General features: G+C 53.0%; 21 protein-coding genes. 7 read left to right on the top strand and 14 right to left on the bottom strand.

What is annotated here, in order from left to right:
• Positions 1–570 precede the first annotated feature (570 nt).
• Complete coding sequence (locus tag ACFSX3_RS11355) at positions 571–1,803, bottom strand: aminopeptidase (RefSeq protein ID WP_209985800.1); 1,233 nt, start codon at positions 1,801–1,803, stop codon at positions 571–573.
• Between the two features lie 135 nt (positions 1,804–1,938).
• On the bottom strand, positions 1,939–2,286 hold the full coding sequence (locus tag ACFSX3_RS11350; protein WP_209873329.1) for a hypothetical protein: 348 nt from the start codon (positions 2,284–2,286) through the stop codon (positions 1,939–1,941).
• A 132-nt stretch (positions 2,287–2,418) separates the two neighbouring features.
• On the opposite strand from ACFSX3_RS11350, the gene ACFSX3_RS11345 reads away from it, so the two are divergent.
• Both ACFSX3_RS11345 and ACFSX3_RS11340 read left to right on the top strand, forming a co-directional pair.
• Entirely contained in the window at positions 2,419–3,564 is a 1,146-nt protein-coding gene (locus ACFSX3_RS11345; RefSeq protein ID WP_209985798.1) for a VanZ family protein, read from the top strand.
• A 15-nt stretch (positions 3,565–3,579) separates the two neighbouring features.
• Positions 3,580–5,082, top strand: a complete 1,503-nt coding sequence (locus tag ACFSX3_RS11340; RefSeq protein WP_209985795.1) for an amidase family protein — start codon at positions 3,580–3,582, stop codon at positions 5,080–5,082.
• 97 nt (positions 5,083–5,179) lie between these two features.
• Here the strand turns inward: ACFSX3_RS11340 and ACFSX3_RS11335 are convergent, their stop codons facing one another.
• On the bottom strand, positions 5,180–5,947 hold the full coding sequence (locus ACFSX3_RS11335) for an exodeoxyribonuclease III (RefSeq protein WP_209986396.1): 768 nt from the start codon (positions 5,945–5,947) through the stop codon (positions 5,180–5,182).
• Positions 5,948–6,122: 175 nt separating this feature from the next.
• On the opposite strand from ACFSX3_RS11335, the gene ACFSX3_RS11330 reads away from it, so the two are divergent.
• Positions 6,123–6,410 (top strand): hypothetical protein, encoded by a 288-nt coding sequence (locus ACFSX3_RS11330; RefSeq protein WP_209985792.1) that lies wholly within the window; start codon positions 6,123–6,125, stop codon positions 6,408–6,410.
• A 115-nt stretch (positions 6,411–6,525) separates the two neighbouring features.
• On the opposite strand, the gene ACFSX3_RS11325 is transcribed toward ACFSX3_RS11330, so the two are convergent.
• Both ACFSX3_RS11325 and ACFSX3_RS11320 read right to left on the bottom strand, forming a co-directional pair.
• Positions 6,526–7,632: a citrate synthase gene (locus tag ACFSX3_RS11325; RefSeq protein WP_209985790.1), complete on the bottom strand. Its 1,107-nt coding sequence runs from the start codon at positions 7,630–7,632 to the stop codon at positions 6,526–6,528.
• Between the two features lie 124 nt (positions 7,633–7,756).
• Positions 7,757–8,599 carry a helix-turn-helix transcriptional regulator gene (locus ACFSX3_RS11320; RefSeq protein ID WP_209985788.1) on the bottom strand — a complete coding sequence of 281 codons (843 nt, stop codon included), beginning with the start codon at positions 8,597–8,599 and terminating at the stop codon, positions 7,757–7,759.
• 132 nt (positions 8,600–8,731) lie between these two features.
• Here ACFSX3_RS11320 and fabF point away from each other — a divergent pair, with 132 nt between their 5' ends.
• The gene (fabF, locus tag ACFSX3_RS11315; RefSeq protein WP_209985785.1) at positions 8,732–9,970 is read left to right on the top strand and encodes a beta-ketoacyl-ACP synthase II; all 1,239 of its coding nucleotides are present in this window, start codon (positions 8,732–8,734) and stop codon (positions 9,968–9,970) included.
• Between the two features lie 111 nt (positions 9,971–10,081).
• On the opposite strand, the gene ACFSX3_RS11310 is transcribed toward fabF, so the two are convergent.
• From ACFSX3_RS11310 to ACFSX3_RS11300, 3 genes are all read right to left on the bottom strand, one after another.
• On the bottom strand, positions 10,082–11,515 hold the full coding sequence (locus ACFSX3_RS11310) for a glycoside hydrolase family 43 protein (protein WP_209985782.1): 1,434 nt from the start codon (positions 11,513–11,515) through the stop codon (positions 10,082–10,084).
• Positions 11,516–11,688: 173 nt separating this feature from the next.
• A complete protein-coding gene (locus ACFSX3_RS11305) occupies positions 11,689–12,759 on the bottom strand; it encodes an ABC transporter ATP-binding protein (protein WP_209985780.1) in 1,071 nt (356 codons plus the stop codon).
• Positions 12,760–12,885: 126 nt separating this feature from the next.
• Positions 12,886–13,434: an HXXEE domain-containing protein gene (locus ACFSX3_RS11300; protein WP_209985777.1), complete on the bottom strand. Its 549-nt coding sequence runs from the start codon at positions 13,432–13,434 to the stop codon at positions 12,886–12,888.
• A gap of 93 nt (positions 13,435–13,527) precedes the next feature.
• On the opposite strand from ACFSX3_RS11300, the gene fabV reads away from it, so the two are divergent.
• Positions 13,528–14,721 (top strand): enoyl-ACP reductase FabV, encoded by a 1,194-nt coding sequence (gene fabV / locus ACFSX3_RS11295; RefSeq protein ID WP_209985774.1) that lies wholly within the window; start codon positions 13,528–13,530, stop codon positions 14,719–14,721.
• 82 nt (positions 14,722–14,803) lie between these two features.
• Here fabV and ACFSX3_RS11290 read toward each other — a convergent pair whose 3' ends face one another.
• The 5 genes from ACFSX3_RS11290 to ACFSX3_RS11270 are packed head-to-tail and all read right to left on the bottom strand — an operon-like array spanning position 14,804 to position 19,764.
• A complete protein-coding gene (locus ACFSX3_RS11290) occupies positions 14,804–15,775 on the bottom strand; it encodes a phosphotransferase family protein (RefSeq protein WP_209985771.1) in 972 nt (323 codons plus the stop codon).
• Positions 15,776–15,778: 3 nt separating this feature from the next.
• Positions 15,779–16,747 carry a sugar phosphate isomerase/epimerase family protein gene (locus ACFSX3_RS11285; protein WP_209985768.1) on the bottom strand — a complete coding sequence of 323 codons (969 nt, stop codon included), beginning with the start codon at positions 16,745–16,747 and terminating at the stop codon, positions 15,779–15,781.
• 41 nt (positions 16,748–16,788) lie between these two features.
• Positions 16,789–17,859: a Gfo/Idh/MocA family protein gene (locus ACFSX3_RS11280; protein WP_209985765.1), complete on the bottom strand. Its 1,071-nt coding sequence runs from the start codon at positions 17,857–17,859 to the stop codon at positions 16,789–16,791.
• A gap of 47 nt (positions 17,860–17,906) precedes the next feature.
• Positions 17,907–19,004, bottom strand: coding sequence for a Gfo/Idh/MocA family protein (locus tag ACFSX3_RS11275; RefSeq protein WP_209985761.1), 1,098 nt, complete (start codon positions 19,002–19,004; stop codon positions 17,907–17,909).
• Positions 18,997–19,764: a sugar phosphate isomerase/epimerase family protein gene (locus ACFSX3_RS11270; RefSeq protein WP_209985759.1), complete on the bottom strand. Its 768-nt coding sequence runs from the start codon at positions 19,762–19,764 to the stop codon at positions 18,997–18,999. The genes ACFSX3_RS11275 and ACFSX3_RS11270 overlap by 8 nt, the downstream gene beginning before the upstream one ends.
• A 312-nt stretch (positions 19,765–20,076) precedes the next feature.
• Between ACFSX3_RS11270 and ACFSX3_RS11265 the strand changes: the two genes are divergently transcribed.
• A complete protein-coding gene (locus tag ACFSX3_RS11265) occupies positions 20,077–20,895 on the top strand; it encodes a helix-turn-helix domain-containing protein (protein ID WP_209985756.1) in 819 nt (272 codons plus the stop codon).
• Between the two features lie 3 nt (positions 20,896–20,898).
• Here ACFSX3_RS11265 and ACFSX3_RS11260 read toward each other — a convergent pair whose 3' ends face one another.
• Entirely contained in the window at positions 20,899–21,114 is a 216-nt protein-coding gene (locus ACFSX3_RS11260; RefSeq protein ID WP_209985754.1) for a hypothetical protein, read from the bottom strand.
• Between the two features lie 180 nt (positions 21,115–21,294).
• Between ACFSX3_RS11260 and ACFSX3_RS11255 the strand changes: the two genes are divergently transcribed.
• On the top strand, positions 21,295–21,975 hold the full coding sequence (locus ACFSX3_RS11255) for a TIGR00266 family protein (protein WP_036729143.1): 681 nt from the start codon (positions 21,295–21,297) through the stop codon (positions 21,973–21,975).
• Positions 21,976–22,098 lie beyond the last annotated feature (123 nt).

Raw genomic sequence — 22,098 nt, 5'->3', positions numbered from 1 at the left:
GTCTGCGGCAATTATTTTATAACTTCCATGAAATTCTTATATTTCAACAGAAAAGCCGCAACCCCCGCTGCCGGGAATGTTGCGGCCTTTCTTAATTATACTAGGAAACTATAGTTTCCTGCTGCTGCGGAGAAGGTGTGTTGGACCAAATGTATGCGGAAAACAGTATACATTGTGTTCGCAAGCAGGCATATGGCCCGAATGTATGTGGAAAACAGTATACATTGTGCTGCGCACGGGCGTATGGCCCGAATGTATGTGAAAAACAGTATACATTGTGCTGGTGCGAAGGTAATCCTATTCATCGATAGGATTACTTAGTTCTGTAGATTATTTAACTTCTAACTATATAAAAAGCACTAAAGAAATAAACAAAAAGCAAAAGAAGCGGAGGGGAAATTTGGAACTGTAGGAGCGATAGCGTCCGCCTTTGTCACCGGATTTCACCCGCGAACAGCGGTTCAAAATCAAGAAATCTGGGGATGGGCAGCGGCCGGAAGTCCAAATGTTCACCGCAGTGACGATGAAGCTTCAAGTTTAAATCTTAAGTGCGTCTTATATAGGTCACACCTAGAGCACCCAATTCCCCTTACGGAACACCGGCTCAATCGTGCCGTCAGCCAGTTCTCCGTCAATATCAAGCGCATCGGAGCCTACCATGAAATCAACATGTGTGAGGCTGACGTTAGCCCCTCTGGATATCAGTTCCTCGCTGGTCATGGAGGTACCACCTTCAATATTCACCGGATAGGCACTGCCCAGCGCGAAATGGCAGGAAGCATTCTCGTCAATTCCGGTGTTGTAGAACACTCTGTTCAGCCTGGAGATTGGCGAATCATACGGCACCAGTGCCACTTCTCCGAGGTAGGAGGCTCCTTCATCCGTATCCAGCAGGGAGGTCAGGTGCTCACGGCCGGATTCAGCGTCATAAGCTGTAACCTTGCCATCTGTAAAGGTAACGGTAATTCCGTCGACGAGCCGCCCGTTCAGATTAAGCGGAAGCGTGCTCTTGACTGTCCCATTCACACCTGTCCGGTGCGGCATGGTATAGATCTCTTCTGTAGGCATATTCGCTACAAAATAGACGCCGCGTGCGTTCTCCCCGCCGCCGCCCCGCCATAAATGGCCTTCCGGCAGCTCGACACGCAGATCCGTGCCCGGAGCGCGGTAGTGCAGGCTTTTGTAGCGTTTGGCATTCATCCGGTCCTGGCTCTGCTTCAGCTCGCCAATGTGACTGCGCCAGGCGGCCACCGGGTCTTCGCTGTTCACACGGTTCATCTGGAACACCGCTTCCCACATGGCATCGATCCGCTCTTCCTCTGGCAGATCTGCGAACACCTTGTCCGCCCAGGCACGTGTCGGCGCCTTGATCAGCGACCAGCTGATTCTGCTGTTGCGGGTGTAGGCCTGGTATTTCTTGCGCGCAACCGCCGCTGCCTTAACGGCAGTGGAGACCTTGGCCGAATCGATCCCGCGGAACAATTCCGGGTCCGGCACCTTTATATGTAATATAGCCCCGCCTTCTTCAGCGAATCCCTCCAGCATATCAGCATGCCACTGCGGATAATACCCGAATGATTCCTCAGGAGCCTTCTCGTAACGGATGCGTGTGACCGCTTCATCGTCCCAGTCCACAAGCACGTATTTCGCGCCTGCGTCATAGGCCTTGCCTACAATCAGCCGGGTAAGCTCCGCTGTCTCCAGCGGGGCGTGAACCATCAGCACTTGTCCCGGCTGCACATTCACACCGACCTTCACTACCAGCTCTGCGTATTTCTCCAGCATCTGCTCAAAATCCTTCATTTCTTCTCTTCCTCCATTTCTTCTCTTTCTCTGTATAATTATAGCGGAAGACAGGGAAGATGGCACGTACTCTAAGTTCTATGTACAACCGGAAGCTGAGCATGATGTAACGCTTAAGCTTCCGGCAACGCTGCTCTACTGCTTATCCACCTGCAACAGCTGAATGGTCTTCACATCGTAAGTATGGGCAATTTTCTCCTCTGCGATCACTTTCAGCTTCGTCAGGCTCGCCACCTTGGCCGGGTCTGCCCGGGAGAGCAGCCTCCACAGCTCAGGGTCGGATAAGGTCTGATAGAGCTTGTCGTCATCATATTCCTTACGGTTCTGAGTGACCAGCTTGACCTTGTAGCTGCCGAACACCGCTTCAGTCTGCCCCGCTTCATTGATATGGGCAAGGATCTCCTGCCGTAGTCCGGCCAGCTCCTTTTCCAGCTCCTTCTGCTTCGCCTTGAGCTTGTAATACTGTTGAACCTTCTTTTCCATACAGTGCTCACGCTCCTCTCCTAACATGTCTATGCAGGAAAGAACGGTTAGAATGATTAATTCTGTTGAGACAGGTTATGTTTAACTCTATAATGAAGTCGTTATGACAAAAAACGGACAGCAGGTGAACCCATGTTTCAGACTTATCTATTTCCGATTTCCTATGCATTCATGGCTTTTCCGGTTGCGGCACTGTTCTTCACCCTGCCGCTGCTGATTGTGCAATACCGCCGGCACGGCTATATCAATAAAATCCGGGCCTTAGTGCTGTATCTGCTGCTGCTGTACCTGCTTAACGCGTTCTTCCTGGTCCTGCTGCCCTTACCTGATTCCAGGCATAATGCAGCTCCCTCCGGGAGCATGCTCCAGTTCGTACCGCTGCAATTCATCCAGGATATTATGCATAACACGCAGCTTACGCGCAGTGACCCGTCAAGCTACCTGAAGGTGCTGGGGGAGACGGATTTTCTGCTGGCCGCTTTCAATGTGGTGCTGACGGTGCCCTTCGGTATGTTCCTGGGCTACTACTTCCGCACGCGCTGGGTGGTGTGCATTATCCTGTCCTTTGCGCTGTCGCTGTTGTTCGAAATCACCCAGATTACCGGCATTTACGGGTTCTTTGACCATCCCTACCGGATCTTCGATGTCGATGACATGATCACGAATACGCTGGGCGGCATGATCGGATTCAAGCTCTCCCTATGGATCACCGGCCTGCTGCCGAGGATTGAGAAGCTTGACAGCCAAGAGGACCTTTCTGCCAAAAAAGTAACATACACCCGCCGCGCCCTTGCTTTCCTGCTGGATTCCATCCTGCTGCTCGCGGTGACTATTCTCCTCAATCTGCTCTCACTGCGTATTTCGCTGTGGGCAGTTAGTATGGTCTATTTCCTGAGCATTCCTCTGTTCACAGGCGGACGCACCTTCGGCAAATGGGTTGTACGTATCCGGCTAAGGAGTGAAGACGGCGGCCCGGCCAGACCCTGGGGGGTATGGGCACGATACGGATTACTCTATGGCGTCTTAGGCGGAATGAACTCCCTGATGCCAGACTCCTCCTTCTTCGTCTCCATCGGCACAGCCCTGACTGCTGTTGCGAAAATGGTCATCCTATTGGCAGATTTGGCATTCTTCATTCATCTGGTACAGCGGTTGATTAAGCGCGACCGTCCGCTCATCTACGAGGATCTTAGCAGAACCCGCAATGTAATCAGCTGGCCGAAGCGGCATCAGGCAGCGGCAAGCGAGACCCAAGATAATACAGTAAACAATGAATAGAGGCACAACACCCTTATGAACAATAACGACTTCACCCGTATACCCCCTGCTCCAGATGAGCAAGAGTGGTTAATAGAAGCAGACATCACCAGCATTCAGGAGCAAATGGCACAAGGGAGCTTAACCTCCGAGGTACTGGTAGACTGGTATTTGAAACGGATCAACCGGTTGGACGGTCTGCTCCGCTCCGTACTGGAGGTGAATCCAGAGGCTCTTGCGATTGCCGCAAAGCTCGATCAGGAACGAAGGGATCAGGGCAGCCGGGGACCGCTGCACGGAATTCCTGTACTTGTCAAAGATAACATCGGAACAGCAGATAAGCTGCACACCAGTGCAGGAGCCTTGGCGCTTGCCGATTGCATAGCAGCAGAAGACGCTGAGCTTATCACACAGCTAAGGACAGCCGGAGCAGTGATTCTGGGCAAAGCCAATATGACCGAATGGGCCAACTTCATGTCATCGGCGATGTGGGCCGGATACAGCTCGCGCGGTGGTCTTGTACTGAGCCCTTACGGCCCGGGGGAGCTGTTCATTGGCGGCTCCAGCTCGGGAAGTGCGGCGGCGGTTGCCGCTAACCTTGTCACCATCGCCGTGGGCACGGAGACCTCCGGCTCCATCATCAGCCCGGCAGCCCATAACTCCCTGGTCGGCCTTAAGCCTACCTGGGGACTGGTCAGCAACAAGGGGATTATACCGGGAATCGCCAGCCAGGACAGCGCCGGTCCGATGGCCAGAACGGTCAAGGACGCTGCACTCCTGCTTAATGTATTAGCCGGGAGTGCTGACTCTTCCTCAGCTGTACTGGATTATTCGGCAGGTCTGGAGCTTCATGCACTGGCAGCCAAGCGGATCGGAATTCCGCGATTCTATTATCGTAATTTGGATAATGAAGCATTAGATATGATGGAATCTGCCATAGAGGTCCTGAGAGAGCTGGGGGCAGAAATCATTGACCCTGTCGAGCTTCCCTGTCAGGATACTGAATGGAAGACTACGATTCTGCAATATGAATTCAAGCCAAGATTGAACCGCTATCTGGGAAGCCTGCCGGAATCGGCTCCTGTGCATTCTCTGCAAGAGCTGATAGTTTTCAACCAGCAGCATGGCGAACAGGCGCTGAAATATGGCCAAGGAACACTGGAATGGCTAAACACCTCCGGAGATGAAATTACAGAGCAGGAATACCTCGAGCAGCTGCAGTCTTCCCGTTCACTGGCCGGTAAGCAGGGAATCGATTATGCCCTGGAGCATTACGGTCTGGATGCGCTCCTGTTCCCCGGAGATCACGGATGTGAAGTAGCAGCAAGAGCGGGTTATCCGCTGATTACAGTTCCTGCCGGCTACACCTGCTCGGGTGTTGTTGCACCAGGCGGCTATCTTACCAAGGGACCGCAGGGTATCACCTTCTGTGCCTCAGCCCATAGTGAAGCTATGCTGCTAGGGATTGCGTATAGTTACGAACAAGCCACGAAGCACAGGCGACCGCCGGTGCTGGAGCCAGGCAGCGCGTCAGAATAACCTGGCAAGCCACCGCTCAGCCGCTGACACAACTACAAGAGGCTGTATCCCGAACTCCGGGATACAGCCTCTTGTATATCATAGATATACACTCTGTCTATGCTTCCGCCGTATCCGCCAGATGAAGGACCACAGGGCAATGATCGCTGCCAAGGACATTGCATTCAATTCCGGCGTCCAGCAGACGCGGGGTCAAGCGCTCTGAAGCGAGAAAATAATCGATCCGCCAGCCCACGTTCTTCTCTCTGACCTTAGGCATATAAGACCACCAGCTGTAGGCACCCTCCAGCTCAGGATAGAACCATCTGAAGGTATCCACGAAGCCGGCTGCGAGCAGCGTGGTCATTTTGCCGCGTTCTTCCTCTGTGAAGCCTGAATTCCCCCGGTTCGATCTCGCATTCTTCAGGTCAATCTCCTGATGCGCCACATTCAGATCCCCGCATACGACAACCGGCTTATGCTCATCCAGCTTCAGCAAGTAGGCTCGGAACCGGTCCTCCCACTCCATCCGGTAGTCCAGCCTCGTCAGATCGCGCTTGGCATTCGGCGTATACACATTCACCAGATAGAAATCCATGAATTCCAGGGTGATAATCCGCCCTTCATCTTCCGTATCCTGATCCAGTCCATATCGTACGGATAGCGGCTTAATTCTAGTAAATACAGCCGTACCCGAATATCCTTTTTTGAGCGCATAATTCCAGTACTGAGCATATTCCTCCCCGTGGTCCAGAACAATCTGCCCCTCCTGGAGCTTCGTCTCCTGCACACAGAAGATATCTGCGTCAACCTCCCGGAAATACTCGTTAAACCCTTTATTCACACAAGCTCTCAGACCGTTAACATTCCAGGACACCAGCTTCATCGTTGTCATTTCCCCTTACCTGTCACTAGATTACATCCAGTGTACCATAGATCCGGGTTGTCTATGAACCTGCCGGCATCCTATTGAAATGTGTGAATCTCCCATGTCATACGTTACAGCAATCATAGTTTCGCTGAATATACTATCCTATCACAAGGAAAAGGAGGTCATTACAATGGCTATCTTGTTACCGCAACAATTCTTCAACCTGCCAGCTTCTGTAGGTAAATCTTACTATGAAAATCTGGCAGGTGGCATCAACGCGGCAGTGACTGTAAACAACAATTCCGGGTTCCCCGTGGATCTTGTTATTTACCGGGTCAATGCACCTGTGGTCACTTATATTATCCCTGCATTTAACAGTCTCACTCTAGCTGTTCATGCACTGCTTGTCGCTGGACTTCTGAGCACGGCGGCCGGTGCCGTATTCGGCACTATCGAAGTGGCAACCTCTGATTTCTAAAATCTAATGTAAGAGTACCCCCTCATGCTCTCTCATTAACATTCCCTTGTTAAGCATCTCCGGCTGGTAGACGGCCGGGGGTGCTTTTGCATGTTCAAGAGAGAAGCTGTTACTATCAGATTGTCTCTGATTCAGGCATAGGTCCGATATAAGTAGATTGTGGCCGGAAAATCCGGTTATGGGCCGACTGCTCCAGCAGATGGGCCGTCCAACCGACAATTCTTCCCGCTGTGAATGTAGGCGTGAAGATCTCCGGTGCCAGCTGCAGCGCCTTCAGAATAGCCGCAGCATAGAACTCGACATTGGTGAACAGCCGGCGGCCCGGCTTGTATTCCTCCAGCAGCGCAACCGCTGTAGCCTCTACATGAAGTGCAAGATCAAAGTAGGCATCCTTGCCAATCATCGTAAGTGTTGCAATTTGCAGCGCTTCAGCCCGAGGGTCCTTGGTCTTGTAGATCCGGTGCCCGAAGCCCATCAGCTTCTCCCCGGCCTCAAGCTTCCCTCTCAGCCAAGGCTCCGCGCGTTCCTTCGTTCCGATCTCCTCCAGCATCGATATCACTTCATACGGCGCGCCACCATGCAGCGGACCCTTCATGGCCCCGATCGATCCGGCTACGGCCGCACAGATATCAGATTCCGTAGACAATACCACCCGCCCGGCGAAGGTCGAGGCATTCATTCCGTGCTCCATACAGAGGATCAGATAGGCACTGAGCGCCTGCACATGAGCCTCCTCCGGCAGCTTGCCTGTGAGCAGATACAGATAATTCGCGGCATGGCCAAGCTCAGGAAGCGATTGCAGCGGCTCCAAGCCTTGAAGGCTACGGTACCTGTAAGCAATAATCGACGGAAGCATTGCCGTCAGCCGCACTGCCTGCTTCAGCGTGGGCGGCCAGGTAGCGTTCTCCTCATCCCCAAGTGCAGCCACTGCACTTTGTAATACCAGCATTAGCGGGACAGACGCCGGATACAGATCGAGCATCTTGCAGAGATATTCAGGAATCACTCTCTCCGCTGCCATTTGCGCCTTGAGCTGCGCCAGCTCCTCCGCGTCAGGCAGGTGTCCGTTCCAGAGCAAATAAGCGACTTCCTCATAAGTTTTGCTCACCGCAAGCTCCTTGGCCCAATATCCTCGGTACACCAAATACCCTTTCTCTCCATCTACCCATCCAATTTTTGTCTCTCCGGCAACTACGCCTTCTAATCCCGTTACTTTAGCCATTATACCTTTGCCCCTTTTTCGCTCCCGCAGGAAGAAATTCATCATATTAGGAGTATAAACTGCAAAATCTATATTGCATATTTATTGTTTTTTATGAATCCATAAGAAAAATCTATCGCCTGCCCTACTTAGGCTCCATGAGCTGCTTCAGCTTGGCTTCTGTGCCAGAGTCACCGGCTGGCGTGTAGATGCTACAGCGCAGATCCGCAGCGCCCTGCACCTGTAACGAGGTGAGATGGAACAGCATTTTGCCGGCTTTGGCATGCCGGAATTCCAGGACAACATCCGGTGCAGAGCTGACCCGGCTCTCTTCCCATAAATGATTGAATTCCGGATGCCCCTCCTTCATCTCCGCAATGAATTCATCGTACCAGCGGTCCTCCAGGTATTGCCCATAGTAAGCGCGGAAGATCGATAAGTATCCCCGGACGAACTGCTCCCAGTTCACCGCCAGCCGCCTGAACTCCTTGCGCTCGAACAGCAGTGAGATCATATTACGCTGCAGCGGAGCCAGCTTGGCGAAATCAAGAAACACATGCGCCGCTGCCCCATTCCAGCCGACAATGCCGCAGTGCCGGTCCGAGATGATTGTCGGGCAGGTTTTCAGCTCCTGCAATATCTTCTGCAGGGACGGATGAATCACCGAATGCTCCTCTTGGGTATAATCTGCGACTCCCGGCCCGTTCTCGAGCGCCAGAGCGAACAAGTAACTCCGCTCATCCTTCGTCAGCTGAAGTGCTGCGGCAATACAATCAAGAACGGATGGAGATACTTTAATATCCCGCCCCTGCTCCAGCCAGGTATACCAGGTGCTGCTTACTCCCGAGAGCTGCGCCACTTCCTCGCGCCGAAGCCCGGGCGTCCGCCTGCGGGTGCCCTCCGGGAGCCCCGCCGCTGCCGGGGTAATGGCCGCGCGTCTGGCTTTCAGAAATTCCGATAATGCTTGAAGCCTGTTCTGATTGGACATTATGCTTCCTCCTGCCAAATAGTTCATCTACCTGTTAGTGTAGTAGTAATTATACTAGTATAAACTACAACTTGTAATAGGATAAACAACATGAAAAAATAAGCTTATTCAGATTAACAGGAGGAATAGAAGATGGAACGTGTCGTGATTACTGGAATGGGTGTCATCTCCCCGCTTGGCAATACCGTGGACCAGTTCTGGAGCCGTTTGGCGGCAGGAGAATCGGGGATTACGCCGATTGATTCTTTTGATACTACCCATTTCAAAACCAAGATTGCCGGCTCGGTGCAAGCCTTCGACCCGAATGCCAGATTCGGCCGCAAGGAGGCCCGGCGGATGGACCGGTTCAGCCAGTTCGCGCTTGCTGCCGCAGAGGAAGCCTGGACGCACTCCGGTCTCCGGCTGGAGGAGCTGGACCGGGAACGGCTGGGCGTCTATGTAGGCTCCGGCGTAGGCGGTATCCAGACGTTAATGGACCAGGGCGAGCTGCTGCGATCCAGGGGACCGGAGCGGGTAAGCCCTACCCTGATCCCGATGCTGATCTCCAATATGGCGGCAGCGATGATCAGCATCAAGCTCGGGGCACAGGGGCCGACACTCTCGCCGGTGACCGCCTGTTCCATCGGGAACACGGCTATCGGAGAAGCCTTCCGCCTGATCCGTTACGGCGGGGCCGATGTGATTATCGCCGGAGGCGCAGAAGCGGCGGTGACCGAGATTGCTCTGGCCAGCTTCGGCAATGCGACCGCCTTGTCTACCCGGAACGGGGAGCCGCAGGGGGCCAGCCGGCCTTTTGACCAGGACAGGGACGGATTTGTCATCGCGGAGGGCGGAGCTATTGTGATCCTGGAGTCCCTCTCTCATGCCCTGCGCAGAGATGCCGTCATCTATGGCGAGGTCACCGGATATGGCGCCAGCTCGGACGCTTATCATATGGTAGCCACCCATCCCGAGGGGATAGGAGCCTACCAGGCGATGAAGCTGGCGCTCAGCGAGGCTGGAATTAGTCCCGGAGAGGTAGATGTCATCAGCGCACACGCAACCAGCACGATCGTCGGAGACCGTTCGGAGACCCTGGCAATCAAGAAGCTATTCGGAGAGCAGGCCTACCGGATTCCGGTCACGGCGAACAAATCGATGACCGGACATGCCCTAGGCGCAGCCGGTGGTCTGGAAGCCATTGCTCTGCTCAAAAGCCTGCAAGAAGGGCTGATCCCGCCGACAATTAATCTGGAGCAGCCGGACGAGTACTGCGACCTGGATTATGTTCCTAACGTAGCCCGCCAAGCGGATCTGAAGATCGGGATCTCCAATTCCTTTGGCTTCGGCGGCCATAACGCTGTAATCGTTCTGCGCAAGTATGAAGCGTAATATCAGTTAATTCCTATGTACAGCAAACAGCGGGTCGCCCATTCTAGGGGAGACCCGCTGTTTGTAATGGTTAAGGATACGATGCTGGCTGTGACTGCTCAGTGGATCAGGTTACTTTTTCTCTGGTGATACATGGCTTCCCCAGACTGCTACGCCTTCCGCTGAAAGTGCCGTGAAGGTCATTACCTCGCTTGAGGTCGCTTCATTCCATTCCCGCAGGAACACCCCGCTGTACTCCGCACCCTCTATCGTCAGCTTCGCCATATTATCATTGCTCAAGGCCCATGTACCTGTTACTGACCCGCTAATCGTCCCGTCTGTGTTCAGCTCCACTATCTGCGACTCCGCCAGCTCAGCCGTAATCTCCTTGCCGTGGTTCACCAGTTTGTAAGCACCCGCCACCTCCTTGGCCGTGTACTTGCCTATCTTCTCGCCGCCGTAACGGTGGGGTGCGACAACAGGCCAGCCCGCTTCATTCATGAACATCTGGTGAACCCGAACCTCATGCTGCTCCCCAAGACCCGGGAACCGCGTGTGGAAAATCAGATAATACTGCCCGCTTGTCTCATCATAGTACGCCGAATTATGTCCCGGGGAGACATAACCTGTACCCGATCCCGTGGCTTCTTCGTCTGTATTCACAAATTCATGATTCCCCATCAGCTTAACTCCGTAGGGTGAGTAGGCCGGATCGTCGAACAATACCCCAGGCGTCCCCTGCGCGTCCAGCATAGCCTTGCCTTCCGAGTCCTCGAACGGGCCAGCCGGATGCTTGGAACGGGCGACACGGATATTATAGCCGCCATTCGCATCAAGCCCTCCGTAGGAGAGGAACAGGTAGTAATAATCAGTCTCCGGGCTATATAGCATATATGGCCCTTCAATCCGCGCATGATTCCCTCCGAGCAGCTTCTTGCCGTAGCCCTGGCCCTCCAGCGGGAAGCCCGTAGCCGGGTCCAGCTCCAGGATGAAGATTCCGCCCGAGTAGGAGCCGTAGACCATCCACAGCTTGCCGTCCTTATCCCAAAACACATCAGGGTCCACCACATTCGGCTTCTCCGTGGCATCGTAGACCTCTCCATCATCCCCGATGCCGGACATTCCCGACTTCAGAATAATACCTTTATTCTTGTAAGGACCTTCAATCTCATCGGCTACGGCAATGCCAAGCGCGGACAACGGAGAATCCCCCTTGCAGGCATCGTAATACATGTAGAACTTGCCGTCTGCCAATTGAATGACATCCGGTGCCCACAGCGTATCCGACTGGGCCCAGCTAAGCGTCTCGCTGAGCTCCTCCGTTACATTCGGTATCAGCACGTTGTCATCCGTCACGCCGGAAGAAATCTGCGTCCAGGACATCAGGTCATTGGATTTGGCCGACGCCAGATGCGAACCGAACACGTAATACGTATCCTCCACCTTAATCACAGAAGGATCGTGTACAGATACATTCCCGAACTCCGGCGGCCCCTCCGGATTCCCTCCACTGCATGCCGACAGCAGGGATAGGGATATCAATGCCGTTAAGGATCTTTTTCTCATCTCATCATAACCTCCCTATGTATACCCTTACATTTTGCTGGGCAAATGAGATTTAGTCAACACTTTTATTTATATTAGTTAGTTTTGTTTTATGTTTATATGAAATATAATCCCCCATATAACAAAAAAACGCCAGGCCCATTAAGGCCTGACGCTGATCTAATCAATCAAATTTAGTATTCGCTGCTGTTGCCGACAAGTACCGGCTCTGGATAGGCATTGCTCAACACGCGGCGCTGCTTCTTCACAACATCCGGCGGCTCCACCGCTGGTGCCATCGGATGCATCAGCCAGGACTTCACAAGATGGGAATCCGATACCTTGTACATTGGCGGTTCCTTCTCCATGTCGATCGCCATTGCATACGTGCTGCGCAGGGCAAAAGCATCTCCCTTAGGCGGCTTGATCAGATCGGGAGGTGTGCCCGGGATAGCTGTAAGCATCGAGCCCTTGCTCTCCAGACTTGGCATGGAAGCCAGCAGGCCCCAAGTATAAGGATGTCTTGGATCGTAGAAGATTTCTTCTGCTGTACCCATTTCAACGATCTGTCCGGCATACATAACCGCTACACGGTCAGCCATTCTAGCCACAACCCCAAGGTCATGGGTGATGAAAATGATCGCTGTATCAATCTTCTTCTGCAGGTCCTTCATCAGATCAAGGATCTGGGCCTGAATAGTTACGTCAAGCGCAGTTGTCGGCTCATCGGCAATCAGGAGCTTAGGGTTAGCAGCCAGTGCCATAGCAATTACAACACGTTGGCGCATCCCGCCGCTGAATTCATGCGGATACTGCTGGAAACGGCGTTCCGGTGACGGAATCCCTACCAGATTAAGCAATTCAACACCACGTTTGTAGGCAGCATCCTTCGTAATATTCTCGTGCTTGAACAGCACTTCCGTAATCTGCCGGCCGACCTTCATCATCGGATTCAGCGAGGTCATCGGATCTTGGAAGATCATTCCGATTTCTTTACCGCGGATTTTTTGCATTTGCTTCTCACTCTTGCGGATCAGGTCTTGTCCATCGAACAGGATCTGTCCGCGCTTATATTCGCCCGCAGGCTGAGGAACCAGCTTCATGACTGCTTGCGAGGTTACGCTCTTACCGGAACCGGATTCGCCAACAATCGCCAGTGTCTCCCCTTTATTTACATGAAAGCTGACACCACGGATTGCTTGAACTTCTCCTCCGCGTGTTCTGAATGATATAGCCAGGTCTTTTACCTCTAAAAGGCGCTCCATCCTGTCACCCTCTCTGTTTCTTTTCAAGTTATGATAGTGATTCCAAAAAACACGCAATACTATTATTTTATCTATCTTTAGGGGCTTACGTCAAGATTTTTCTGAAAACGTCACCGTCAACAATCATCATTCTTCGCTATGCTTATGCCTTGTCCGCTTCTTCATCAATCCCCATACGAGCGGCGGTGTTAGAATCAACAGCAGCAGCAGCGACCAGCCTATGTCAGCTTCACTGACAATACCCTCATGCAGCAGGCGGTAAAAAGCATACAAGGAATACGGAAAAGCCAGAAGCACGGCTGTCACAACACCCGGGGTATACAGCTTCAGAACCATACTTTGTGCCAAATGTGTGAAGACATGCAGCAGAAACACAGCGAGGACAGCTAAGTAGGGCCAGTAGAACTCTAAAAATACCGCAACGAAGGTTACCCCTACTATCAGAATATACACGAACAGCACATCCATGGCAAAATCCCTGGTGGTCATGCCCATCATAGGTGCCATCCGCTTCCGCAATGCGGGGGAAAGCGACGCTGTTATAGCTGGACCGTGTTTGTTCCCCCATGCCTCCACTGTAAGAATCTCTTCAAAATCATGAAACATAAAGACTACAGGCAGCAGCCACAGCAGGCTTATTTCGTCCATATGTATTTGAAGCCAGTTCAACATCATAATATTCGCCTCTTTGCCGGGAAAGTTGCGGGATAACACTCGATAAAGTAAATTATATCCTATGGCCACCCAGGAAAGCGAGGTAACACTAATATGATTATAAAACCCAGAACACGCGGGTTCATCTGTACGACTGCCCACCCCGCAGGCTGTGCGCATCAGGTACAGCAGCAAGTGAACTATGTACAGAGCCAAGGACAATTCACCGGTCCCCGCAAGGTACTTGTAATCGGGGCTTCCACCGGGTATGGGCTTGCAGCCAGGGTTGCAGCAGCCTTCGGTGCAGGAGCTGCCACCGTTGGTGTCTACAGACCCAGCACAGCCAGTGAGACGCGGACGGCCTCCGCAGGCTGGTATAATTCCGCAGCGTTCGAGGAGATGGCTTATACGTCCGGCCTGCGCTCCTACAGCGTGTGCGGGGATGCTTTTACAACTGAAACGAAGGAACGGACCGTAGAGTTGATCCGCCGCGAGCTGGGGCAGGTTGATCTGGTCATCTATAGCGTAGCCTCTGCGCGCAGAACAGACCCGCAGACCGGAGCAGTTCATCAATCTGTATTGAAGCCCATCGGCAGCCCTTATACCAATACAACGGTCAATTTCCATACCGGAGAACTGAGCACTGTACAAATTGAACCGGCAACCGAAGCTGAAATCGATGATACAGTTCATGTGATGGGCGGAGAGGACTGGCAGCTATGGATTGAAGCGCTCCGGGATTCCGGTGTTCTAGCAGAAGATGCGGTCACTCTCGCCTTCTCCTATATAGGTCCGGAGCTAACACAGGCTGTCTACCGCGACGGTACCATCGGCCGGGCTAAAGATCATCTGGAAGCCACTGCCTTGCAGCTGAACGAACAGTTAGCACCCACTGGAGGCCGCGCTTATGTAGCCGTCAGCAAGGGCCTGGTGACCCAATCCAGCTCGGCGATTCCCGTTGTTCCACTCTACATCTCAGTCCTCTATAAGGTCATGAAAGAACAGGGACTGCACGAAGGCTGCATAGAACAGGCCTACCGGCTGTATAAAGATTTCTTGTACAACCCGGAAGGGACGCCGGTAGATGGGCAAGGACGTATCCGGATAGATGACCATGAGATGAGCCATGCTGTACAGACGGAAGTGGACCGCATCTGGCCCATGCTAAGCACGGAGAATGTCTACGAATATTCCGATCTGGCCGGTTACAGACGCGAGTTCTTTCAGTTGTTTGGCTTCGAATCCGGCGGCATTGACTATGAGGCTGACACCGATCCGGTTGTTGCCATCCGTAACAGCAGCTACTGATTGCTGACTGACATTCATCTGGTCTGTTGTACACAATCTCAAGAGGCCGGAATCTCAGAAGAGATCCGGCCTCTTGTGTATCCTATAGTACCAGACCCGAGAACAGCTTCCAGGACTCTGCAAGATTGTCATGCGCCCAGTTCACATGATTCTCATCCTTGTACTGGCGAGAATAACATTCTATAAGCATGATAAGGTCCAGATACAGGTCGTATAGCTGCTTGCGCAGAAGTTCATTCCGGCTGGTAAAAGCCGACCCATACCCTTCATAGAACGCTGCCGAGCTCTCGAAATGCCGGAAATAATACTCCAGCAGCACATCGCCCCACATCGCCCGCTCCCAGTCAATAATCGATACGATTACCCCATCCTGTACAAAAAGGTTGCCGCCCCACAGATCCCAGTGTACCAACCGCGGCTGCGTCACTTCATCCAGGGCCGGCAGATACAGCTCCAGCACCTGCTCTATTTCCTGCTGACTAGCCGGTAGCCGCGCCTCCAGTCTGACCGCATCCTGAAGCAGATTCAGCAGCATAGACCGGAAGGTCTCTCTCCAGGTGAGTATGCTCCTGTCAGGCTCTTTGCCGAACAGCCCGAAGGCTGGCCCTTCAATCGCATTGATTCTCCGCTGATACTGACCCAGCTCGTATTCAATGGAATGCCGTTGTTCCTCGGTGAGACTCTCCTTCACCTCGTTATACGGCTGCCCTTCAATCTTCTCCATGAAAAAATACGGACACGGAACCAACTGCAGACTGTCGTCATAGCTGTACACTTCCGGCACAGGCACACCGCCAGCAGCACGGACCAGTCGGAGAGCCTCCACCTCAGCACGCATGATATCCTTCTCGTAGCTTAGAGTCTCTGTCTCCGGGTCCGGAGCCACCTTAAGAATGACCGATCGGCCATCGCTTAACTCTAGATCATAGGCCGTATTAAAGAATCCAGCGGTCAGCTCCCTGCTGCTGGCGATCTGGATATCTGTACCAAAGGCTGCGGCAGTCAAGAGACTCAGCTGCCGGTCGTTCAATTGGACTTTAGTGAAGCTCTCCACCGGTTAAACCCACCACATCTCGGACAGCGGCTCTTCGATCAGCACCTGCTTGAGATTGTCTACGGCTTTGGAGAAGCCCTCTTCAATGGACATCAGGCCGTCTTCATGCTCGATGCTGACTACAAAGTCGTAGCCTACCAGACGCAGTGCGCTCATCATATCTGCCCAGACCTTAACATCGTGTCCGTAGCCTACGGAACGGAACTGCCAGGCGCGGTCCAGCATATTCGCATAAGACTGCATGTCCGTCAGGCCATACTTGTTGACGTTCACCGGATCAATAACGGTATCCTTCGCATGGAAGTGATGGATCGCGCCTTCACGGCCGAGAATATGAATCGCCTGTACCGGATCAATTCCCTGCCACCACATATGACTCGGGTCAAGGTTCGCACCAATGGCATCCCCGGCAGCTTCTCTTAATCTCAGCAGGGTAGCCGGAGTGTGTACCGAGAAGCCTCCGTGCAGCTCAAGACCAATCTTCACATCATGTGCAGTGGCGAAGGCCGCCTGCTCTGTCCAATAAGGAATGACCTTGTTCTCCCACTGCCAGGCCAGAATCTCCTGGTAATCGTTCGGCCATGGGGCAACCGGCCAGTTCGGATATTTCGCGCCTTCATGATCGCCCGGACAGCCGGAGAAGGTATTCACAACCTTGACGCCCAGCTTCTGTGCAAGCTTCACGGTGTCTACAAACACCTCATGATCCTTGTCTGCCAGCTCCTTCTGCGGGTGCAACGGGTTGCCGTGGCAGCTTAGGGCGCTGATGATCAAGCCGCGGGATTCAATTTGCTGCTTGAATTCCTGAAGGGCCGCTTCATTCTCCAGCAGCTCTTTGGGATTGCAATGGCTGTTTCCAGGGTACCCTCCGGTACCGATCTCAACAGCCTTAAGTCCTTTGGAGACCACATAATCCAATGCATCCTCCAGCTTGCGGCCGCCGAACAACACCATAAATACTCCAAGTTTCATTTGCAGATTCCACCTCTCCTAGGGTCGTATTGAAGCTTAGCTTAAGCTCCGTAGATATCGAAATTCTTAACTGTCTCATTACGCTCTGCAGCTTCAAAGATCGCCTCAATGAGCTTCAGCACTCGAAGTACCTCGGCATTCTTGACAATCGGTTCCGCCGCACCTTCGATAACAGCAGCCAGATTATCATAGAAGCTGGAAGGCATCTCTAATGCCGCAGGCAGATCTTCAAGGACGGTCGAGCCTTCTGAAGGCGGGGCCATGGTCTTTGTCAAGCCTACACCTGCGCGGATCGGTGTCGGTTCAATCTTTTCCGATTCGTGGTTGGGGGCTACAATTCTGCCTCTCAGCGACCAGTCTTCAATAATAGCGGTTCCCCCGGTGCCCTTCACATACCATCTTGGCATCGTGATGAAGTTGGTTGTCCCTACCTCCACGATGGCTCTGATCCCATTCTCGAACTGCAGCACCGCATCGAATCCGTCATCCACATTATTGCCGAGGACAAAGCTCAGGCTGCTGCTGACACTGCTCACCTTGCTGTCAATCATGAACAACAGCTGATCCAGCAGATGCACGCCCCAGTCGAGCAGCATCCCGCCGCCTTGCTCCTTCACATGACGCCAGTCGCCGGGAATCCCGTTAGCACCGTGCACCCGGGATTCAATCTGAAAGAGTGATCCAATCGTCGCCTGCTCATACATCTCCCTGATTACGCGGAAATCCTCATCCCAGCGTCTGTTCTGATGCACCATCAGCACCCGTTCGGCCGACTCCGCAGCAGCCTGCATCTCGATGAATTCAGCCGAGGACATGGCAACCGGCTTCTCACAGACTACATGCTTGCCCGCCTCAAAAGCCTGAAGGGCGATGTCCTTGTGCACATCATTCGGTGTAGCAATCAGTACGATGTCCACCGCCGGATCTGCCAGCAATTCCTCATAGCTGGAATAAGCGGTGTAGCCTGCTTCCTCAGCCAAGGCGCGCCGGTTTTCCAGCAGATCGAAAGCGCCGGTCACTACCACCCGGTCACTCTCTTTGATTAGTTGGGTATGGTAGCTTCCCATTCCGCCGTAACCAACGATGGCTACAGTATGTTTGATTGAACTCATGGATTCCACTCCTGTTTCTCTGATAGTCGCGTGAACCGGAGATGCTCTTAGTTGTCAGAACTTCCGTCGAAATATACGGCGCGTCCGGTACGTGCTGATTCATACACTGCTTCAAGAATCTGGGTAACTACGAAGGCCTGCTCCGGCAGAACCACCGGGTCCTTGTCTTCTCTTACGGCTTCCAGCCACAGACGGGCTTCACGGTCTGCTTCATTCTCCGCAGCTCCGCTGTAGAAGGCTACACCGCCGGAGGACAGGTCCACCTTAGTCTCATACAGGCGGCCGGCACGTTCGCCGTTCAGACGCAGCCCGTCCTTCATATCGGCTCCGCCTTCCGTTCCGGCAAGCATCGTCTTGGCTTCACCGAATTCAGATACGTTCAGCGCCCAGCTGGCTTCAAGTACAATTGTAGCACCGTTCTCCATTGTAATGAAGCCGAAGGCGGAATCTTCAACCTTGAATTGCTCAGGGTCCCACGGACCGAAGGCATTCGCGGCATTCTTCTTCTGGCCCAGCTTATGGAAAGTAGAACCTACTACCATACGCGGCTTGTAGTTATTCATCAGCCAGAGGGTCAGATCCAGCGCATGGGTACCGATATCGATCAGCGGTCCTCCGCCCTGCTTCTCTTCATCCAGGAACACGCCCCAGGTTGGAACCGCACGGCGGCGAAGCGCAATAGCCTTACCGTAATAGATATCGCCGAGTTCCCCTTCTTCACACAGCCCCTTCAGATATTCACTGTCTGCGCGGAAACGGTTCTGATAGGCGATGGACAATTTCTTGCCAGTACGCTTGGCGGCATCCAGCATTTCCTTAGCCTGTGCAGTGGTCTTGGCCATCGGTTTCTCACACAATACATGATTGCCGGCTTCCAGTGCTGCAACCGTAATCTCGGAGTGGCTGTCGTTCGGCGTGCAGACATGCACGATATCGAATCCGCCCGTTGCCAGCAGCTCACGGAAATCGGTAAATACGGCAGCGCCTTCGCAGCCGTAGGTCTTGGCAGCCTCCTGGGCACGTTCTTCCACGATATCACAGAATGCCACCATTTCGGCATTCTCCTGACGGGCAAGGCTTGGCATATGTTTGCCGTTTGCGATACCACCGCAACCGATAATAGCAATTTTGAGTTTGTTAGACATGAATACTTCCTCCTTGATTCTCATATGTTTTGATCCAGTTCAGGCTGTCAGCCACACTACCAAGCGGCGAGCGGCTGCAGAAGTCCTGCTCCACCACTGCCCATTCCACACCAGCCGCAGACGCTGCTTCAATGATCGCAGCCAGATCCACTTCACCTTCGCCCAGCACTACAGTCTCCGGTGAGCCGTCTTCTTTCTTCTTCAGATCCTTGAGGTGAATGATCGGCAGGCGTCCTGCGTACTTACGGATATATTCTGCCGGATCATATCCGCCAAAATACACCCAGCATGTATCCATCTCTACTTGAAGCTGCTCAGCAGGGACCGCTTCGAACAGATAATCAAAAGCTGGCTGGCCGTCAACCTTCTCCGTGAATTCAAAATCATGATTATGATAAGACAGAACAGCACCGGCAGCCTGGCATTTCTCGCCGATGGTCCGCAGACCCGCCGCTACCTCCTGCCAGTTCCGTTGTTCTTCTGTCAGATAAGGCACGATCAGGTTGCGGTTGCCGAACTCCAGATTGAAGCGAATCTCCTGCTCCGTATCATTCAGCATCGCATCGTACGGGCGGTGCGCTCCGACAGCAACAAGCCCTGTCTCTTCAAGCAGCGCCTTCACCTGTTCGGCCGTACGGCCGAAATAGTGGAAGAACTCCACACCGCTGTAGCCCAGCTCGGCTACCTTACGTATAGTTCCCTCGAAATCCTGTTCCAGTTCTTCTCTTAGTGTGTACAGCTGTAGTCCAACCTTAAGCATTATTATTCCCACTCCTTATATGATCCGGAGTTATCCAGTTCTTGCTGCCGCCGCACTCCCGGTTATCTTCCCTGAAGTACATCACCTGAACAAACGGGCTGTAAACATTGGAGAACGACGAGTTCTCTTGGTTTCATCCACTGTTTCCAGAGTTTGTAAATGTAGCGTTTAGCGCCGCAATACGGCCTTCTCCACATCATTTTTATGTTTTTCGCTTAGGTACATGGTAATATGAAAGCGTATATAATAAAATGAATAATATGATTAAAACATGAACAATCTGCTTATCATTTATTAGACTAGGAGGGACACATGACAACATCTGCCGCTTGCCACATTCTATCCGCCGGATTCTCCTTCCACCGCAAACCATTTCATATGTCACGCAGCGAGGGCGTACAGTATTATCTGCTGCGGCTCCAGACTGAAGGGCGCAGCCGCACCAGGGAGAACGGCGCCATTACGACCGTTGAGAGCGGTGATCTCATGCTGTTCGCACCGAATGACCCCTACTATCTGAGTATCGACAAAGAAGTCTATCCTGTCGGCAAGCCGAGGATCGAGAGCGGCGACTATCATATCTTTTGCAGCGGCCCATGGATTGAAGAATGGTGGGGACGCAAGCAGCGTCCGGCGGTACTCCGCCTGCCGATGAACGATCATATTCTCAGCCTCTTCCGCCAGCTTGTGCTGGAGCAGCGCCGCTTGTCGGACTCCTCACCGGACATCTCTTCATGTTATCTGCAGATTCTCTGTATGGAGATTGACCGGCTGATGATTGATCAGCCCGCGATCTCACCGAAGGCTTATCTGGCTTACCGGATGAAGCAGTACGTTGAAGAGCATGCCTCTTACGCCTTCCGGCTTGAGGATGTGGCCGCACATGTGGATATCTCGGTCTCCCGGGCAGTTCATCTGTTCAAGGAAGCGTTCGGCACCACGATTGTCAAATATGTAAATGATGTACGGCTGGATATGGCCCGGGAAAAAATTACATTCAGCCCCATGCCGCTGGAGCATGTCTCCGAGACCTGCGGATTTGCGAACTATACCTATTTCCACCGGATCTTCCGCAGCCGGTTCGGCATGTCGCCCAAGGAGTACCGTATTCACAGCAGGGCACAGGCTTAAGCATTATGCAGTTATGCCCAGACATGCAAAAGGAGCGCCATCATGGAAGATCCGCTCCTTGTGTTTGACCTTATTCAATTGCTCGCGTTTGCCGGGTGTAACTCTGACATGCTGGGAGATGGCCCCGTAATCCTGATTGAGTCTGCGGTTTCTTTCTGCAACCCATGTGCCTGAGCGCTCTGCCTTAAGCAGCGCCTTCTGTGTTCTTGTCCGTGCCATAAGCGGCGACACTCCTTGTCAATCCTATATTCAGTGCGGCTGCACTGTCTGTTCCATTCTAACATATTATTCTGATCCTTGCGCAGCTTGCAGTTGGACTATCTGGTACAGTATCCTTGAAGAGCAAGATACATACCTGTGATCATAACAAATAACCGCAAGAATGAGGAGGAGTACTATATGAAATATGATGTGCTGTATGACGGCGCCTTCGCCATGCTGAAGGTCCTGCTGGAGCCGGGCGAGAGCGTTAAGGCTGAGATGGGGGCTATGGTCGCCATGTCACCGAATGTGGAGCTGCGGGGCACCGTGGACGGCGGAATTATGCGCGGCCTGGGCCGCATGCTGAGCGGGGAGAAATTCTTCTTCCAGGAGCTGACCGCCACGCGCGGGCAGAGTGAGGTGCTGCTCTCACCCGGTTCCATTGGGGATGTACAGGCCATTGAGCTGGATGGGTCGTACAAGCTGATCGTACAGAAGGACGGATTCCTGGCGGGAACCCAAGGCATTCAGGTCAATACCAAGATGCAGAATCTGACCCGCGGCCTGTTCTCCGGCGAAGGATTCTTCATTCTCGAAATCAGCGGAAGAGGTACCGTCTTCCTCTCCTCCTTCGGAGCGATTCACGCGATTAACCTCGGACCGGGCGAAGAGATGATCATCGATAACGGACACCTTGTAGCTTGGCCGGACTATATGGATTACAAGGTGGAAAAAGCAGCCTCCGGCTGGCTGAACAGCTTAACCAGCGGCGAGGCCCTGGTCTGCCGGTTCCGCGGCGAAGGGGTGATCCTGGTTCAGACCCGCAATCCCGGCAGCTTCGGAACCTGGATCAAATCCTTCGTGCCGAACCGCTCCTAGCAGCGGCATTCTGCAGATTCCGTATACACAAGTGGAAACGGCTGTGCCGTCCTTTTAGGGACGGCACCGTTTCAGCGAGAAATAGAAGGATAAGTTATAGAGTGAAACATATAACTTCTTATA

Source organism: Paenibacillus rhizoplanae, from assembly GCF_042684125.1.
GTDB lineage: Bacteria > Bacillota > Bacilli > Paenibacillales > Paenibacillaceae > Paenibacillus_AQ > Paenibacillus_AQ rhizoplanae.
This window is presented reverse-complemented; position numbering and strand designations above follow the sequence as displayed.

What these genes read in the sequence shown, in the direction of transcription:
- ACFSX3_RS11355 (WP_209985800.1), bottom strand. Translation starts at nt 1,803, where the DNA reads ATGAAGGATTTTGAGCAGATGCTGGAGAAATACGCAGAGCTGGTAGTG.
- ACFSX3_RS11350 (WP_209873329.1), bottom strand. Translation starts at nt 2,286, where the DNA reads ATGGAAAAGAAGGTTCAACAGTATTACAAGCTCAAGGCGAAGCAGAAG.
- ACFSX3_RS11345 (WP_209985798.1), top strand. Translation starts at nt 2,419, where the DNA reads ATGTTTCAGACTTATCTATTTCCGATTTCCTATGCATTCATGGCTTTT.
- ACFSX3_RS11340 (WP_209985795.1), top strand. Translation starts at nt 3,580, where the DNA reads ATGAACAATAACGACTTCACCCGTATACCCCCTGCTCCAGATGAGCAA.
- ACFSX3_RS11335 (WP_209986396.1), bottom strand. Translation starts at nt 5,947, where the DNA reads ATGAAGCTGGTGTCCTGGAATGTTAACGGTCTGAGAGCTTGTGTGAAT.
- ACFSX3_RS11330 (WP_209985792.1), top strand. Translation starts at nt 6,123, where the DNA reads ATGGCTATCTTGTTACCGCAACAATTCTTCAACCTGCCAGCTTCTGTA.
- ACFSX3_RS11325 (WP_209985790.1), bottom strand. Translation starts at nt 7,632, where the DNA reads ATGGCTAAAGTAACGGGATTAGAAGGCGTAGTTGCCGGAGAGACAAAA.
- ACFSX3_RS11320 (WP_209985788.1), bottom strand. Translation starts at nt 8,599, where the DNA reads ATGTCCAATCAGAACAGGCTTCAAGCATTATCGGAATTTCTGAAAGCC.
- fabF (WP_209985785.1), top strand. Translation starts at nt 8,732, where the DNA reads ATGGAACGTGTCGTGATTACTGGAATGGGTGTCATCTCCCCGCTTGGC.
- ACFSX3_RS11310 (WP_209985782.1), bottom strand. Translation starts at nt 11,515, where the DNA reads ATGAGAAAAAGATCCTTAACGGCATTGATATCCCTATCCCTGCTGTCG.
- ACFSX3_RS11305 (WP_209985780.1), bottom strand. Translation starts at nt 12,759, where the DNA reads ATGGAGCGCCTTTTAGAGGTAAAAGACCTGGCTATATCATTCAGAACA.
- ACFSX3_RS11300 (WP_209985777.1), bottom strand. Translation starts at nt 13,434, where the DNA reads ATGATGTTGAACTGGCTTCAAATACATATGGACGAAATAAGCCTGCTG.
- fabV (WP_209985774.1), top strand. Translation starts at nt 13,528, where the DNA reads ATGATTATAAAACCCAGAACACGCGGGTTCATCTGTACGACTGCCCAC.
- ACFSX3_RS11285 (WP_209985768.1), bottom strand. Translation starts at nt 16,747, where the DNA reads ATGAAACTTGGAGTATTTATGGTGTTGTTCGGCGGCCGCAAGCTGGAG.
- ACFSX3_RS11280 (WP_209985765.1), bottom strand. Translation starts at nt 17,859, where the DNA reads ATGAGTTCAATCAAACATACTGTAGCCATCGTTGGTTACGGCGGAATG.
- ACFSX3_RS11275 (WP_209985761.1), bottom strand. Translation starts at nt 19,004, where the DNA reads ATGTCTAACAAACTCAAAATTGCTATTATCGGTTGCGGTGGTATCGCA.
- ACFSX3_RS11270 (WP_209985759.1), bottom strand. Translation starts at nt 19,764, where the DNA reads ATGCTTAAGGTTGGACTACAGCTGTACACACTAAGAGAAGAACTGGAA.
- ACFSX3_RS11265 (WP_209985756.1), top strand. Translation starts at nt 20,077, where the DNA reads ATGACAACATCTGCCGCTTGCCACATTCTATCCGCCGGATTCTCCTTC.
- ACFSX3_RS11260 (WP_209985754.1), bottom strand. Translation starts at nt 21,114, where the DNA reads ATGGCACGGACAAGAACACAGAAGGCGCTGCTTAAGGCAGAGCGCTCA.
- ACFSX3_RS11255 (WP_036729143.1), top strand. Translation starts at nt 21,295, where the DNA reads ATGAAATATGATGTGCTGTATGACGGCGCCTTCGCCATGCTGAAGGTC.